Raw genomic sequence first — 15,540 nt, 5'->3', positions numbered from 1 at the left:
CTGTCAAAGCGGACGTGATGAGCGATATCTCCATGAGCCTGGCCGACCCGCTGAAGGAGGCCAACGAGCCTTCCAGCCATGTCGCGCGCTTCGGGCCGGAGACGCCGCTGCTGATGGATTGCGGCGTCAGGCTCAACCGGTGGCAGATCGCCTACCAGACCTATGGCGAACTCAACGCCGCCCGCTCCAACGCGATCCTCGTCTGCCACGCCCTGACCGGCGACCAGCATGTCGCGAGCCGCAACCCGATCACCGGCAAGGGCGGCTGGTGGACGGCGATGATCGGGCCGAGCAGGCCGATCGACACCGAACGCTTCTTCGTGATCTGCGCCAACGTCATCGGCGGCTGCACCGGCACCACAGGCCCGGCCTCGACCAATCCGGAAACCGGCAAGCCCTGGGGCCTCGCCTTCCCGATGGTGACGATCCGCGACATGGTCCGCGCCCAGGCCCTTTTGCTCGATTCGCTCGGCATCGACAGCCTGTTCTGCGCAGCCGGCGGCTCGATGGGCGGCATGCAGGTGCTGCAATGGGCGGCGAGCTATCCCGGCCGCGTCTTCTCGGCGCTGCCGCTGGCGACCGGGGCGAAGCACTCGGCCCAGAACATCGCCTTCCACGAGGTCGGCCGGCAGGCGGTGATGGCCGATCCCGACTGGCGCGGCGGGCGTTATCTGGAAGAGGGCACGCGGCCGTCCAAGGGCCTGTCCGTGGCGCGCATGGGCGCTCACATCACCTATCTCTCGGAGCCGGCGCTGCACCGCAAGTTCGGCCGCAAGCTGCAGGACCGCGAGGCCCCGACCTTCTCCTTCGACGCCGATTTCCAGGTCGAGAGCTATCTGCGCCATCAGGGCGTCAGCTTCGTCGAGCGCTTCGACGCCAATTCCTATCTCTACGTCACCCGCGCGATGGACTATTTCGACCTCGCCGCCGACCATGGCGGCGTGCTGGCCAAGGCTTTCGCCGACACGAAGACGCGCTTCTGCGTCGCCTCCTTCACCTCGGACTGGCTGTTCCCGACCTCGGATTCGCGCGCCATCGTGCACGCGCTGAACGCGGCCGGGGCCTCGGTCTCCTTCGTCGAGCTCGAAAGCGACAAGGGCCACGACGCGTTTTTGCTGGAGGAGCCCAACCTCTTCGCCACGACGCGCGGCTTCATCGGGGCTGCGGCGCGGGCGCGGGGGATTTGATGGTCATTCGATTGCTCATGCATTCCCGTCATGCTCGCCCTTGTGGCGAGCATCCACGTCTTGGGCGTAGGGCTCGGCGACGGAAGACGTGGATGGTCGGCACAAGGCCGACCATGACGGTGGGAGGCATATGGTGACCCTGCCCGACCATCACACCTCCCGCATCGACCTCAAGCTCGTCGCCGAGATGGTGACGCCGGGCTCGCGCGTGCTCGATGTCGGCTGCGGCGATGGGGAATTGCTGGCGCTGCTGGCCGAGACCCGCAATGTCGATGCGCGCGGCATCGAGCTCTCGCGCGAGGGCGTCGCCGGCTGCGTCGCGCGCGGGCTCTCGGTGATCCAGGGCGACGCCGACACCGACCTCTTCGACTATCCCGACGACTCGTTCGACTACGTCATCCTGTCCCAGACCATCCAGGCGACGCGCAATCCGCGCCTCGTGCTGGAGCAGATGCTGCGGATCGGCCGGCGCGCCATCGTCTCCTTCCCGAATTTCGGGCATTGGCGCATGCGCGGCCAGGTCTTCTTCCTCGGCCGCATGCCGCTGACCGACGCGCTGCCCTATCAATGGTGGGACACGCCCAACATCCATTTCTGCACCATCCGCGACTTCGTCGCGCTCTGCGACGCGGTCGGCGCGGAGCGCGAGCGCGCGGTGGCGCTCAACGGCGCCGGCGGCAGGGTCGGCGTCGCCGCGCCGTGGTGGCTGTGGAACCTGTTCGGCGCGCAGGCGGTGTTCCTGCTGAAGCGCGGCTAGCGCAGCCCGACTGCTGCGGCCCGTCGCACGGGCACCGCATCGTCGTCGCGCGGAGTTTCCGCCCTGACCAGCGGCAGCGCCTCGGCATGCTCGCGCTGGAGGAAATCCATCAGCTTCTCGCGGACCTCGCAGCGCAGGTCGAAGACGCGCGGCGAGGTGCCCGCGCTGACCAGCACGCGCACCTCCATGGTCGATTGCCGGAAATCCGTGACCTGCACATTGACCACCCGCCTGTCCCAGAGCGGCGAGGCCTTCGCGATCTCCTCGACCTTGCGTCTGATGACGGCGACCGGGGCTCGGTAGTCGAGATAGAGCATTACCGTGCCGATCAGCGCGGCGTTCTCCCGCGTCCAGTTCTGGAACGGCTTTTCGATGAAATAGCTCAGCGGCAGGATCATGCGACGCCAGTCCCAGAGCCGGACGACGACATAGGTCGAGGTGATCTCCTCGACATTGCCCCACTCGCCCTCGACCAGGAGCGCGTCGTCGATGCGGATCGGCTGCGTCACCGCAAGCTGGATGCCGGCGAAGACGTTCTTCAGCACCGGCTGCAGCGCGAGGCCCGCGACAAGGCCGGCAGCGCCCGCCGAGGCGAGCAGGCTGACGCCATATTGGCGCACGCCGTCGAAGGTCATCATCACCGTCGCGGCGCTGACGATCAGGATCAGGATCTCGACGACGCGGCGCAGGATGCGCGTCTGCGTGACGTGCTTGCGCGCCAGCAGGTTGTCTTCGGCGTCGAGCTTGAAGCGGCGCAGATAGACCGTGGTCCAGATGTGCAGCGCGGTCGATGCGATCCAGCCGAGCAGTGCGATGAAGGCGATCAGTAGGATGTGGCGGAGCACCGAGGCCTGCCCGATGGTCAGCGGCGCAACGCTCGCGGCGAAGCCGAGCGCCACCACGATCACCGCGAAGCGCGTCGGCCCATGCGTCCGCGAGACGAGCGAGCGCCAGAACAAGTCCATGCCGGCGACGATGCGCTTCACCGCCGCGAAGGCGAGGCGATGGACGATCACCCCGAGCGCGATCGCGGCGGCGAACAGCAGCAGGCTGCCGAGCCAGTCCGGCAGAAAGTCGAGCCTGTCGCCGATGGCGATCAGGAGATCGCGAGGTGTCATGGGTGCGTGCGCTGCATCATGGAAGGGAGCTTCCATATTGCAACGCAGCAGGCCCGGCATGGTTCGCCGGGCCTGCTGCTCGAAGTCGGGGCAGCTTAGTTCAGCGCCACGCCGGCCGGCCGCTTTTCCTTCACGACCGAGACGTCCCCCAGCATCAGGCTGGTCGGGCCGACCGTGACCGGCACGGTCTCGCCGTCGCCGATCTTGCCGGCGAGCAGGAGTTCGGCCAGCGGGTCCTGCACCGACTTCTGGATCACGCGCTTGAGCGGGCGCGCGCCATAGGCCGGGTCGTAGCCCTTGGCGGCGAGCCATTCGCGCGCGGCGTCCGAAAGCTCCAGCACGATCTTGCGGTCGGCCAGGAGCCGCGCCAGCCGCACCATCTGGATATCGACGATCGCGCCCATATCGGACCGCCGCAAGCGGTGGAACAGGATGATGTCGTCGATCCGGTTGAGGAATTCCGGCCGGAACGCCTGCCTGACCACGCCCATCACCTCGTCGCGGACTTCGTCGGAATCCTGCCCCTCGGGCTGGTTGACCAGATACTCCGAACCGAGATTGGACGTCATGATGATCAGGACGTTGCGGAAATCGACCGTGCGGCCCTGTCCGTCGGTCAGACGCCCGTCGTCGAGCACCTGCAAGAGCACGTTGAAGACGTCCGGATGCGCCTTCTCGACCTCGTCGAACAGCACGACCTGATAGGGCCTGCGCCGCACGGCCTCGGTCAGCGCGCCGCCCTCCTCGTAGCCGACATAGCCGGGAGGCGCGCCGATCAGCCGCGCGACCGAGTGCTTCTCCATGTATTCCGACATGTCGAGGCGCACCATCGCGGTCTCGTCGTCGAACAGGAAGGCGGCGAGCGCCTTGGTCAGCTCGGTCTTGCCGACGCCGGTGGGGCCGAGGAACATGAACGAGCCGATCGGCCGGTTCGGGTCCTGCAGGCCGGCGCGCGCCCGCCGCACCGCGGTCGAGACCGCTTCCACCGCCTCGCGCTGGCCGACGACGCGGGCGGCGAGCGTGTCCTCCATCTTCAGCAGCTTGTCCTTCTCGCCCTGCAGCATCCGGTCGACCGGCACGCCGGTCCAGCGGCTGACGACCTGCGCGACATGGTCGGGCGTCACCGCCTCCTCGACCATGCCCGACGTGTCGCCGATCGCCTCGATCTCGGCCAGCGACTTCTCCAGTTGCGGGATCTCGCCATAGGCGAGTTCGCCCGCGCGCTGATACTCGCCCTTGCGCTGCGCCTGCGCCAGTTCGTTCCTGGCGTTGTCGAGCTTCGTCTTGATCTCGGCCGCCGCGCCGAGTTTGTCCTTCTCCGCCTTCCAGCGCGCGGTGATCGCGTTCGAGCGCGTCTCGAGATCGGCGAGTTCGGCCTCGAGCCGTTTCAGGCGCTCCTTCGAGCCGGCGTCGCTCTCCTTCTTCAGCGCCTCCTGCTCGATCTTCAGCCGCACGATCTCGCGGTCGATCGAATCGAGCTCCTCGGGCTTGGAATCGACCTGCATGCGCAGCCGCGCCGAGGCCTCGTCGATCAGGTCGATCGCCTTGTCGGGCAGGAAGCGGTCGGTGATGTAGCGGTTCGACAGCGTCGTCGCCGAGACCAGCGCCGAGTCCGTGATGCGGACGCGGTGGTGCTGCTCGTATTTCTCCTTCAGCCCGCGCAGGATCGAGATCGTGTCCTCGACCGACGGCTCGGCCACGAAGACAGGCTGGAAGCGCCGGGCGAGCGCCGCGTCCTTCTCGACATATTTCCGGTACTCGTCGAGCGTGGTCGCGCCGATGCAGTGCAGGTCGCCGCGCGCCAGCGCGGGCTTGAGCAGGTTCGAGGCGTCCATCGCGCCGTCGGTCTTGCCGGCGCCGACCAGCGTGTGCATCTCGTCGATGAACAGGATCACGCCGCCGTCCGCGGCCGAGACCTCGTTCAGCACGGCCTTAAGCCGTTCCTCGAACTCGCCGCGATATTTCGCGCCCGCGATCAGCGCGCCCATGTCGAGCGCCAGCAGTTCCTTGTCCTTCAGGCTTTCCGGCACGTCGCCATTGACGATGCGCAGCGCCAGGCCCTCGGCGATCGCGGTCTTGCCGACGCCGGGCTCGCCGATCAGCACGGGGTTGTTCTTGGTCCGGCGCGATAGCACCTGGATGGTGCGGCGGATCTCCTCGTCGCGGCCGATCACCGGGTCGAGCTTGCCCTCGCGCGCCGCGGCGGTGAGGTCGCGGGCATATTTCTTAAGCGCGTCGTAGGCCTGCTCGGCCGACGCGGAATCGGCGGTGCGGCCCTTGCGGATCGCCTCGATCGCCGTGTTGAGCGACTGCGGATTGACGCCGGCCTTGCTCAGCGCCTTGCCGGCCTCGGTCTCCTTCTCGATCGCCAGCGCGAGCAGCAACCGCTCGACGGTGACGAACGAGTCGCCCGCCTTGTCTGCGGCCTTCTCCGCCGTGGCGAAGACGCGCGCGAGGCCCGGTGTCAGATTGGGGCCCGACGCGCCGCTGCCGGATACCTTCGGTAGCCGCGCGAGCGCGGCGTCGGTCAACTGCAGCGCCAGCCGCGACTGTCCGCCAGCGCGGTCGATCAGCCCGGCCGCCATGCCCTCGCTGTCGTCGAGGAGGGCTTTGAGCAGATGCTCCGGCGTGAACTGCTGATGGCCCTCGCGCAGCGCGATCGTCTGCGCCGCCTGCAGGAATCCCTTGGCCCTGTCGGTATATTTCTCGATGTTCATGGTCTCGTCACTCCACCCGCCGGCGCGCCCCGTGGCGACGCGGTCCGGCTGCCTTTCGTCAGGATGGGGCTCCCGAAGGACACCCCTCGAGGCAGAGATAGGTGTGGCGTCCGCGCAACGGAAGGGGCGCCGGCACGGATGGTTGACCGGGCGGTCGCAGGCCGGGCAGCATGAATCCATGACGGGAACGAAGCGACAGCAGTCGATCCGCAAGGCCCTGCGCGCGCTCGCGCCCGGCATTCCCTTGTCGGACGCCGAGGCCGTGGTGACGCTGGCCGAGCGCCGGCACATGAAGGATCTGCCGCCCTCGACCGCGCTCTGGCTCGCGCTCGGCAGCCATGTCCGCCACGTCCATACCGACTACGAGCAACTGCTGGCCGACGGCTACGAGCGCGAGGCGGCGCGCTTCTTCGTCGCCGCCGACACCGACGACGTTCTCGCCGGCTGGGGTTGCCAACGCTCGGTGACCGAACTCGTCGAGGGGGCGGAGGAGGAAGCGATCAGGGTCCGCGTGACCGGGAGCTGATTGGAATGATGCAAGGATTTGATCTGATTTCGACGCCGCGTCCGGATAATCTGTCTCCAGTTTACCAGGGAACCACGCCGTCATCCCGGGCAAGCGGATCGTGGACCCGGGATCCATCATGGAGCCTGTCGCGCCCTGGGATGGATCCCGGATCGGCGCGGCCGCGCCGCTTGCCCGGAATGACGGCGTCGTTTTGATTGCCCTGCCAGAGATGTCTGAACGAAAGCCTTTCCGCATGCGCGTCGCCTCGCTCTATCGCTATCCGGTCAAGGGGCTCTCGCCTGAGCCTGTCCCGCGCGCCGTTCTGGAGACGGACGGCTATTTTCCCGGCGACCGGCTCTTCGCCATCGAGAACGGCCCGTCGGGCTTCGATCCGGCCGACCCGCGGCATCAGCCCAAGATCAAGTTCCTGATGCTGATGCGCCACGAGATGCTGGCGCGGCTGCGCACGCGCTTCGACGACGCCACGGGCGATCTCGTCATCGCCCATGAGGGCGCCGAAGTCCTGCGCGCCAGCACGGCCACATCGGAGGGCAGGGGGCTGATCGCCGCCTTCTTCGAGGGCTTCATGCCCGACGAACTGCGCGGCAAGCCGCGGCTGCTGCGCGCGCCGGACGGTTTCCGCTTCACCGATTCGCGCTCCGGCTTCGTCTCGATCATCAACCTCGCCAGCGTCGCCGAATTCGAGAACCGGCTCGGCGCGCCCGTCGATCCGCTGCGCTTTCGCGGCAACGTCATGGTCGAAGGTCTGGCGCCCTGGGCCGAGTTCGATCTCGTCGGCCAGGAACTGACGGCTCCGTCCGGCCTGCGGCTCAAGGTCACCAAGCGCATCGAGCGCTGCGCCGCGACCGATGTCGATCCCGTCGCCGGCATCCGCGACCTGCGGGTCCCGAAGGCGCTGATGACCGCCTATGGCCATTTCGATTGCGGGATCTATTGCCAGGTCGTCGCTGGCGGCTCGCTCGCCGAGGGCGAGCGCCTCGGTCTCGTCGAGGCGCCCGTCGCCGCCGGCCTCGGCATCGCCTGAGCGCTGCGGTTGGCGCTATGACAAAGAGGCCCTCGCGGGCCCCTTGTTTCTTGATCGGACGCGAGGCGCCGTCTCATTCCACGGCGTTGTCGCCATCCGAGCCGAGCGCGTCCATGACCTCGCGCGGCGAGCGGCGGCGGCGCGGGCGCTTGGGCGCGTCGGCCGCCGCGGCCTCGCCCGGTTCCGCGGTCGGCGCGGCGGCCGGGACCTCCTCCGGCACGGCGATCGGCACCCTGACCGGCGTGGTCAGGAAGGAGGGCAGCGCGGCCGCGACGTCGCCGTCGCCTGCGTCCGTTTCCGGATCGCGGCGCGGGCGGCGCTCGTTGCGCTCCGGGCCGTTCCGCTCCGGCCTCGGGCCGCGCTCGGGACGGTCGCCGCGCTCGAAACGCTCGGGGCGGTCGAAGCGGGTCTCGCGCGGCTGCGGAACGGCGTCCGGCTGGTCGGACGGCGCCGCGATGTCGGAGCGCGGCGCATCGGGACGCGGCGCATAGCCGCCCTGGTTGCCGTCGGCCCGGTCGAAGCGGGGCCGATCCTGCCGGTCGTTGCGGTCGAAGCGACGCGGACCGTTGCGATCGTTGTTCTGGCGATCGTTGCCCTGCCGGTCGCCGTTGGTGCGATCCTGCTGGTTGCGGTCGTTGTTGCGGTTAGGCCGGTCGAAGCGCTGGCCTTGGCCGCCTTGGCCCTCGTTCGCGCCGCCGTCCTGGCGATGGGCGCCGTTGCCGTTATAGCCGTTGGCGTTGAAGCCGGCATTGCCGCCGTCGCTACGGATTTCGGGCTGCGGACCGGCGCCGGGCTGGAGATCCTGGCCGTCCTCGTCGCCCTCCTCGCCCTCGTCGTCATTGGTCTCGACGAAGCCGCGATTGGGCGGGAAGCTGTGGCCGAACTGCTGGGCCATCTGCTCCTGCGCCGCCAGCAGGATGCGGTAATAGTGTTCCGCGTGCTGGAAATAGTTCTCGGCCGCGACCGGATCGCCCGATGACTGCGCATCACGCGCCAGTTGCAAATATTTCTCGGCGACATGCTGCGCGGTGCCGCGGACCTTCACGTCGGGACCGTTGGACTCGTAGCTCCGCTGCAGCGGATTTGGCGCCTTGCGGTTGCCGTTGTTGCCACTGTTGTTATTGTTATTGCGGCCGCGCATACGCCGGTTCTGACCTGGTCTCATTCGCGTCTGTCTCGCGCTGTAGATCACGTCGCGTCCGGACGGAATCGCCCGGACGCGAAAAACGTGATCGATTCCAAAAGTTCAGAGCATTGCCGATGCAAAAAACCGGTTCCCACTTTTTTGCGCAATGCTCTGTCTGTTCGAGGCAACCGTTGCGGCGTCATGCGCGTTCCGACGCATGGCGGGTTGCGACGCCATGCCGGGTTGAGTTGACCTGAAGGGGCGATGCGCCGTTCCTGGCCTTCACGCGTTCTTTTCCAAACCGGAGCGATCTCCGCTCCAAGGGCCGAAAGGCGTCGAAGCGCCTTCGGATGTCCAAACTGGCTGTGTCAATTTCCGTTTATCTGCGGACAAGTCCGGAGGCATCGCTTGGCCATCGGGAACGGTCCCAAGGCTCGGCGCTGACGACACCAGCTTCGGCTCGAGAGTGTGCATAGCTGTTTTCGGGCCGGCATCCAAGCAAAATCGCACGAAAGCCTGTGCACATCATCGGGACGTGAACAGAAAAGCCCGCTCATGTCCGCCGAGATCGCGCCGGGAGCCACGGGCGTCGAGCCCCGCGCCGGCCATGATCGAGGCGACATCGGGCCCCTGGCCCGCGCCGACCTCGACGATCGCGAGGCCGCCCGCCGCGAGCACGCCGGGCAGCGCCGCCGCGAGCGCGCGATGGCATGCGAGCCCGTCCTCGCCGCCGTCGAGCGCCAGCAGCGGGTCGTGATCGCGCACCGCTGGCGACAACGCCGCGATCCCGGCCTTCGGGATGTAGGGCGGGTTCGAGACGACCAGGTCGAAGCGCTGCGACAGGCCCCGTGTCCACTCGCCTTGCCGGATCAGGGCTCGATCCGCGACGCCGCTCCGGGCGGCGTTGCCTCGCGCCGTGGCGCAGGCTTCCTCCGACAGATCCACCCCGACGCCGCGCGCATTCGGAAATTCCGACAGCAGCGCGATAAGCAGGCAGCCCGTGCCCGTGCCGAGGTCGAGAATCGCGAGCGGCTCCTCGCGACGCCGCGACAGGGCGTCCAGCGCCGCCTCGATCAGCGTCTCGCTGTCGGGGCGCGGCTCGAGCGTCGCCGGCGACAGGCGGAAGGGCAGGCCCCAGAACTCGCGTTCGCCGAGGATGCGCCAGACCGGCTCGCCCGCCAGCCGCCGTTCCGCATAGCCATCCAGCGTCGCCTGCGTCGGCGCGTCGATCGGCCTGCGCTGATCGACGCCTGACGCGTCCAGGCCGAGCGCGCCCTCCATCAGGATGCGCGCATCGAGCGCGGCGTCGTCGATGCCTGCGGCAAGCAGCCGCGCGGCGAGGTTTCGCCGCGCGGCCGCGATGGTCCGCTCGGTTCGGGCGGTCAGTTGCCCTGCATCTTCTCGTTGACGCAGAAGCTGATCTTCTTGCGCAACGCCGCCTTGCTTTCGCGCGAACCGCGCATTTCCCGCTGGCACGCCTTGCGCGCCTGCGACTGCGTCATCGCCTTGTTCAGCGCCGGCGATTCGCCCGCCGTCGCGCGCCGGAGCGCGCGCTCCTGGGCCTGCGCCGGCGCCAGCGAGGCGAGAGCCATCATCGAGGCCAGCGCCAGTCCCGTTGCGAACTTGATCATGAAAATCTCCCGCCATCGTGTTGTTCGATGTGCCATCAACGCCCGGCGCGGCTGGAGGTTTCATGGCGTCAGCCCGCATTCGATTCGGCGAGCAGGGCGGCCTGATGCTCGGCGGTCAGCGCATCGATGATCTCGTCCAGCACCAGCCCCTGCATCATCTCGTCGAGCTTGTAGAGCGTCAGGTTGATGCGGTGGTCGGTGACGCGCCCCTGCGGGAAGTTGTAGGTCCGGATCCGCTCCGAGCGGTCGCCGGAGCCGATCTGCGAACGCCGGTCGGCGGCGCGCTCGGCGTCGATCTTGCCGCGCTCCATGTCGTAGAGCCGGGCCCGCAGCAATTCATAGGCGCGGGCCTTGTTCTTGTGCTGCGAGCGCTCGTCCTGGACCACGACCGCGAGACCGGTCGGAAGATGCGTCAGGCGCACGGCGGATTCGGTCTTGTTGACGTGCTGCCCGCCCGCGCCGCCGGCCCGCATCGTGTCGATCCGGATATCGGCGTCGTTCAGCACGATGTCGACGTCGCTGGCGAGCGGCATCATCGCGACGGTGGCGGCCGAGGTGTGGATTCGTCCGCTCGTCTCGGTGTCGGGCACGCGCTGGACGCGGTGGACGCCCGATTCGAACTTCAGCCGGGCATAGACGCCCTTGCCGGCGATCTCGGCGATGACCTCCTTGTAGCCGCCCATCGTGCCCTCGCTCTGCGACAGGATCTCGACGCTCCAGCGCTTGAGCGCGGCGTGGCGCTGATACATCCGCAACAGGTCGCCGGCGAAGAGCGAGGCCTCGTCGCCGCCGGTGCCGGCGCGGATCTCGAGGATGACGCCGCGCTCGTCGGCGGCGTCCTTCGGTAAAAGCGCGATCAGGATCTCGCGCGCCTTGCTCTCGATCTCGATGCGGGCGGCGTCGCGCTCCTCATGGGCGAGGTCGCGGAACTCGGCGTCCGTCGCCGGATCGTCGATCAGCGCCTGCGCCTCCTCGAGCGTCGCCCGCGCCTGCCGCCAGGCGGCGATGGCGGCCACCACGGGCTCCAGCTCGTTCAGCTCCTTGGCGAGCTCGACGGCGCGGCTGGCCTCGGTCGCGCTGTTGATCTCGTCGGTGGCGGCGGCATGGCGCGCCACGATGGCGTCGAGGCGGTCTTGCGGCAGGGGCAGGGATACGGACATGGACATGGCGGAACTCGACGGACAGTGGCGACGAAGGCGGCGGCGCGGGCGGGCAGCCTCGCTAGACCGGCGTCTTGAGCTCCGCCGCGAGCGCGGCAAGCTGCGGGCGCAGCGAGGCCGCGCCGTCCGGCGCGGCCAGCATCCAGTCTAGCCGGTCGCGCAGCCTCTCGACGTCGAGCGCCCGAAGCATCGCCTTGACCGGGCCGACCGAGGCCGCCGACATCGAGAAGGCGCGGTAGCCGAGCCCGATCAGCGCCATGGTCTCGATCGGCTTGCCGCCCATCTCGCCGCAGACCGTGACCGGGCAGTTCGCCTCGGCGGCCGCCTCGACGATCAGGCGCAGCGCCCTGAGCGCGCCGACCGAGAGCGGGTCGAAGCGGTCGGCGACGCGCTTGTTCTCGCGGTCGGCCGCGAACAGGAACTGCATCAGGTCGTTGGTGCCGATCGAGAGGAAGTCCGCCTCGCGGGAAATCTCGGCGATCTCGAACAGCAGCGAGGGCACCTCGACCATGACGCCGAGCTGCAGGCTCAGCGTCGGCGCATGGCCCTGCTTGGCCAGCATCGCCTGCTCGCGCTGCACGATCGTCCTGGCGCGCCGGAACTCGTCGACGGTCGCGATCATCGGCAGCATGATCTTCATGTCGCGGCCGGCGCCGGCCCGCAGCAGCGCGCGGACCTGCGCCCGCAGCAGGCGCGGCTTGTCGAGGCCGATGCGGATGGCGCGCCAGCCCAGCGCCGGGTTCTCCTCCTCGACCCGCTCCATATAGGGCAGGACCTTGTCGCCGCCGATGTCGAGCGTGCGGAAGGTGACGGGCCGCCCTTGGGCCTGTTCGAGCACGGCGGCGTAGAGCGCCTGCTGCTCGGCCGTCGTCGGCATGTGCTGCGCGACCATGAACTGCAGCTCGGTGCGGAACAGGCCGATGCCGGAGGCCGCCGTCGCCTCGATGTTGGGCAGGTCGACCAGGAGCCCGGCATTGATCTGCAGCACGATCGGCACGCCGTCCTTCGTGACGGCCGGCATCGCCTTGAGCTTGCGGTACTGCTCCTGCTTACGGGCGCGCAGGCGGGCCTTGTCCTTGTAGGCGTTCTCGACGTCGGGCTGCGGCCGGACCTGGACCTCGCCGGCCTGGCCGTCGACGATCACGGCGTCGCCGGACTGGATCAGCGCCGTCGCGTTGACGATCTCGCCGACGGCCGGGATGCCGAGCGCCCGCGCCACGATCGCGATATGGCTGGTCGGCCCGCCTTCCTCCAGCACGAGCCCGCGCAGATGGGCGCGGTCGTAATCGAGCAGCGCGGCCGGCCCCATCGAGCGGGCGATCAGGATCGCGTTTTCGGGCAACTGCTCGCGCGCGACGCCGTTGGCCTTGCCCATCAGCGTGCGCAGCAGGCGGTTGGCGAGATCGTCGAGATCGTGCAGGCGCTCGCGCAGATAGGGATCGGTCTGGCGCAGCATCTTCGCGCGCGTATCGGACTGCACGCGCTCGACGGCGGCCTCCGCCGTCAGGCCGGTCATCACCACCTCGCGCATGCGCCGAAGCCAGCCCTGGTCGTGGGCGAACATGCGGAAGGTCTCGAGCACGTCGCGATGCTCGCCGGTATGGGAGACGTCGCCGCGCTCGAGCAGTTCGTCGATCGAGGCGCGCATCTCGGCGATCGCGGCCTCGAGCCGCTTGACCTCGCCCGCCGGATTCTCGGCGATCAGGTTGGTGATCGCGATGCGCGGCTCGTGCAGCACGGCATGGCCGAGGCCGACGCCGTCGGCCAGCGAGACGCCGACGCCGTGGATCGGCCGGTCGAGGCCGATCGCGGCGCCGGGCGAGGCGAGCGACTTCAGGCCGCCGGCCGCGATCATCTCCGCCATGATCATGGCGGTGGTCTGGAGGCTCTCGACCTCCTCCTCGGTGTACTGGCGGGTGGCGCGGTTCTGGATGACGAGCACGCCCATCACCGCGCCGCCGCGCAGGATCGGCACGCCGAGCCAGGAGCGATAGATCTCCTCGCCGGTCTCGGGGCGGTAGGAGAAGGCCGGGTGGTTCTGCGCGTCCGAGAGGACGAGCGGCTCGGCCTCGCGCGCCGTCAGGCCGACGAGGCCCTCGCCGGCGCGCATCGTGGTGAGGTGAACGGCTTCGCGGTTGAGGCCCTCGGTGGCGTAGAGTTCGAGCGAGCCGTCCTCGCGCAGGACATAGACGGAGCAGACCTCGGCGACGAGATTGCCGGCGATCAGGACGACGAGCCGGTCCAGCCGCTCCTGCGGGCTGATCGACGCCGCCATCACCTCGCGGAGGCGGCGCAGCAGGACGCCAGGTCCTCCGAGAGCGCCTCGCATCGATCTCAGCCCTCCGCCCGCCTCCTCAGCCATCTCGGCTGACGCCCTTTCAGGATCCGATCAATTGCCCGACCGGATACTTGCAAAAATCCGATCCGTGCAAAAATCCGATACGTGGACGTGACACTTGCGGTTCCGAGTCGCAAGCGGCAACCGTCCTCGCGCGCCTTCTAGCGATGCGAAGGCGTCTTCGGCAAGGCCTGCGACCTGAGCGCGAGCCGTCTTCGCCGTCGCATCAATGCGACGACGCGCCGGGTCGCGCGACCGGCGTCGCGCGCGCGGTCCTTGCGGATGGCGCGGCCTCGTGGGCCTTAGGGCGGCTTGCCGCCCGCGCGGCTTTGCGCCGCCGCTCGCCTTCCGGCGGCGTCGCCTGCCGCACCGTCTCGCCAGACAGGGCCGCGAGATAGCGCTTCGTCCACCAGCCGACGTCGCTGGCGTCGATCACCGCATAGAGCCGCTCGAAACGCCTCAGCCGCTCGGATTTCGGCATCGCCAGCGCGGTGCGGATCGCGTCCGCGACCTCATGCGTGTCGAACGGGTTGACGATCAGCGCGTCGCTCATCTGCTGGGCCGCGCCGGCGAAGCGCGACAGCACAAGCACGCCGGGATCGGCCGGGTTCTGGGCGGCGATGTATTCCTTCGCGACGAGGTTCATGCCGTCGCGCATCGGCGTGACGAGGCCGACCTGCGCGCGCCGGTAGAGGCCCGCCAGCGCATTGCGCGAATAGGCCTTCTTGACGACGCGGATCGGCGTCCAGTCGAACTCGCCGAGCGCCGCGTTCAGCCGGCCGGCGACCTCGTCCGACTGCCGGTCGAGCTCGGCGTATTCCGGCACCTCGGAGCGCGAGGGCGGCGCGATCTGGAGCAGGCCGACGCGGCCGCGATGCTCGGGATGGCTGCGCAGGAACTGCCCGAAGGCTTCCAGCCGCTGCACGATGCCCTTGGAATAGTCGAGCCGGTCGACGCCGATGACGAGCTGGCGCTCGCCCAGCGTCTCGCGCGTCGTCTTGATCGGCAGGGTCGCGGCGCGCACCGAGGCCGCCGCCAGCTTGCGGAAGGCCTCGACGTCGATGCCGATCGGGAAGGCTTGCACGCTGGTCTGGCGCCGGCCGACGCGGACCTTGTCGCCCTCGATGCTGGCGCCCGACAGCGCCTTCAGGCCGCCGATCAGGTTGGCGGCGTCGATCTCTGTCTGCACGCCGACGAGGTCGTAGGCCGCCATGGTGCCGATCAGCGTCGCGCTGAATGGCAGCGCGCCGAAGACCTCGGCCGGCGGCCAGGGAATATGGTGGAAATAGCCGATCCGGTTGGTCACGCCGCGCCGGCGCAGCTCGGCCGCGAGCGGGATCAGGTGATAATCGTGGATCCAGATCAGGTCGTCGGGCTTCAGCATGGCGACGAGCGCCTTGGCGAAACGGCGGTTGACGCCGAGATAGCCGGCGTACTCCGCCCGCGAGAACTCGGTCAGTCCGAGCCGGTAATGCATCAGCGGCCAGAGCGCGCGGTTGGAGAAGCCGAGATAATAGCTTTCGCGCTCGGCGTTCGTGAGGTCGGTGACGGCATAGGTCACCTTGCCGCGCTGCGCGGTCCTGGCCGGCGTGGCGGCCGCCCTCTCGCTGACCTCGCCGCTCCAGCCGAACCAGAGACCGCCATGGCTGTCGAGCGCCTCGCGCAACGCCACCGCCAACCCGCCTGCCGCCGCCTTCTCCGACCGATCGGGGATGGTGACGCGGTTCGAGACGATGACGAGACGCATGGTCGGGATATTCTCCAGGTCGGAATATTGCCGGAATTTCGACACCGGCGGCAGGAACAGAACGCGCTGGCGGGCGTAATGTTTCAGGGCGCGCGCCACGGGCGATGGCCATGCCATGTCGAAATCGTGGCGACGGGCGTAACCTGACGGCGGAATGTGGCGAGGTCGCGAACGGCTTCGATATTGATTCGATATTGATTTGATCG

General features: G+C 68.7%; 11 protein-coding genes. 4 read left to right on the top strand and 7 right to left on the bottom strand.

Translation table 11 applies throughout. From position 1 onward, the window contains the following. Positions 1-17: 17 nt before the first annotated feature. Together metX and metW are read left to right on the top strand one after the other, a co-directional pair. Positions 18-1,187: a homoserine O-acetyltransferase MetX gene (gene metX / locus AC1RRW_RS05470; RefSeq protein ID WP_492899535.1), complete on the top strand. Its 1,170-nt coding sequence runs from the start codon at positions 18-20 to the stop codon at positions 1,185-1,187. 130 nt (positions 1,188-1,317) lie between these two features. Then, positions 1,318-1,944 carry a methionine biosynthesis protein MetW gene (gene metW / locus AC1RRW_RS05465; protein WP_492899534.1) on the top strand — a complete coding sequence of 209 codons (627 nt, stop codon included), beginning with the start codon at positions 1,318-1,320 and terminating at the stop codon, positions 1,942-1,944. On the opposite strand, the gene AC1RRW_RS05460 is transcribed toward metW, so the two are convergent. Both AC1RRW_RS05460 and clpB read right to left on the bottom strand, forming a co-directional pair. Beyond that, complete coding sequence (locus AC1RRW_RS05460) at positions 1,941-3,062, bottom strand: mechanosensitive ion channel family protein (protein ID WP_492899533.1); 1,122 nt, start codon at positions 3,060-3,062, stop codon at positions 1,941-1,943. The two genes, metW and AC1RRW_RS05460, sit on opposite strands and share 4 nt — an antisense overlap. 95 nt (positions 3,063-3,157) lie before the next feature. Continuing rightward, positions 3,158-5,779 (bottom strand): ATP-dependent chaperone ClpB, encoded by a 2,622-nt coding sequence (clpB, locus tag AC1RRW_RS05455; protein WP_492899532.1) that lies wholly within the window; start codon positions 5,777-5,779, stop codon positions 3,158-3,160. A 178-nt stretch (positions 5,780-5,957) separates the two neighbouring features. On the opposite strand from clpB, the gene AC1RRW_RS05450 reads away from it, so the two are divergent. Together AC1RRW_RS05450 and AC1RRW_RS05445 are read left to right on the top strand one after the other, a co-directional pair. After that, a complete protein-coding gene (locus tag AC1RRW_RS05450) occupies positions 5,958-6,305 on the top strand; it encodes a DUF2293 domain-containing protein (protein ID WP_492899531.1) in 348 nt (115 codons plus the stop codon). A 235-nt stretch (positions 6,306-6,540) separates the two neighbouring features. Beyond that, entirely contained in the window at positions 6,541-7,332 is a 792-nt protein-coding gene (locus AC1RRW_RS05445) for an MOSC domain-containing protein (RefSeq protein WP_492899529.1), read from the top strand. A 73-nt stretch (positions 7,333-7,405) separates the two neighbouring features. Here the strand turns inward: AC1RRW_RS05445 and AC1RRW_RS05440 are convergent, their stop codons facing one another. The 5 genes from AC1RRW_RS05440 to otsA form a co-directional block, all read right to left on the bottom strand. Further along, a complete protein-coding gene (locus tag AC1RRW_RS05440; RefSeq protein WP_492899528.1) occupies positions 7,406-8,473 on the bottom strand; it encodes a DUF4167 domain-containing protein in 1,068 nt (355 codons plus the stop codon). Positions 8,474-8,983: 510 nt separating this feature from the next. Beyond that, entirely contained in the window at positions 8,984-10,153 is a 1,170-nt protein-coding gene (gene prmC / locus AC1RRW_RS05435; protein WP_492899527.1) for a peptide chain release factor N(5)-glutamine methyltransferase, read from the bottom strand. Positions 10,154-10,157: 4 nt separating this feature from the next. Continuing rightward, positions 10,158-11,249 (bottom strand): peptide chain release factor 1, encoded by a 1,092-nt coding sequence (prfA, locus tag AC1RRW_RS05430; protein WP_492899841.1) that lies wholly within the window; start codon positions 11,247-11,249, stop codon positions 10,158-10,160. A 61-nt stretch (positions 11,250-11,310) separates the two neighbouring features. Further along, a complete protein-coding gene (gene ptsP / locus AC1RRW_RS05425) occupies positions 11,311-13,578 on the bottom strand; it encodes a phosphoenolpyruvate--protein phosphotransferase (protein WP_492899526.1) in 2,268 nt (755 codons plus the stop codon). A gap of 235 nt (positions 13,579-13,813) precedes the next feature. Next, the gene (gene otsA / locus AC1RRW_RS05420; RefSeq protein WP_492899840.1) at positions 13,814-15,334 is read right to left on the bottom strand and encodes an alpha,alpha-trehalose-phosphate synthase (UDP-forming); all 1,521 of its coding nucleotides are present in this window, start codon (positions 15,332-15,334) and stop codon (positions 13,814-13,816) included. Positions 15,335-15,540: the final 206 nt, after the last annotated feature.

The organism is Allobosea sp. GW821-FHT12C12 (assembly GCF_058807355.1).
Note: the sequence above shows the minus strand (reverse complement) of the source record. Positions and strands in the feature narration are given on the sequence as shown.

Bases quoted from the DNA above. Each gene is read 5' to 3' on its own strand.
- metX (WP_492899535.1), top strand. From the start codon at position 18: ATGAGCGATATCTCCATGAGCCTGGCCGACCCGCTGAAGGAGGCCAAC.
- metW (WP_492899534.1), top strand. From the start codon at position 1,318: ATGGTGACCCTGCCCGACCATCACACCTCCCGCATCGACCTCAAGCTC.
- AC1RRW_RS05460 (WP_492899533.1), bottom strand. From the start codon at position 3,062: ATGACACCTCGCGATCTCCTGATCGCCATCGGCGACAGGCTCGACTTT.
- clpB (WP_492899532.1), bottom strand. From the start codon at position 5,779: ATGAACATCGAGAAATATACCGACAGGGCCAAGGGATTCCTGCAGGCG.
- AC1RRW_RS05450 (WP_492899531.1), top strand. From the start codon at position 5,958: ATGACGGGAACGAAGCGACAGCAGTCGATCCGCAAGGCCCTGCGCGCG.
- AC1RRW_RS05445 (WP_492899529.1), top strand. From the start codon at position 6,541: ATGCGCGTCGCCTCGCTCTATCGCTATCCGGTCAAGGGGCTCTCGCCT.
- AC1RRW_RS05440 (WP_492899528.1), bottom strand. From the start codon at position 8,473: ATGCGCGGCCGCAATAACAATAACAACAGTGGCAACAACGGCAACCGC.
- prmC (WP_492899527.1), bottom strand. From the start codon at position 10,153: ATGAAACCTCCAGCCGCGCCGGGCGTTGATGGCACATCGAACAACACG.
- prfA (WP_492899841.1), bottom strand. From the start codon at position 11,249: ATGTCCGTATCCCTGCCCCTGCCGCAAGACCGCCTCGACGCCATCGTG.
- ptsP (WP_492899526.1), bottom strand. From the start codon at position 13,578: ATGCGAGGCGCTCTCGGAGGACCTGGCGTCCTGCTGCGCCGCCTCCGC.
- otsA (WP_492899840.1), bottom strand. From the start codon at position 15,334: ATGCGTCTCGTCATCGTCTCGAACCGCGTCACCATCCCCGATCGGTCG.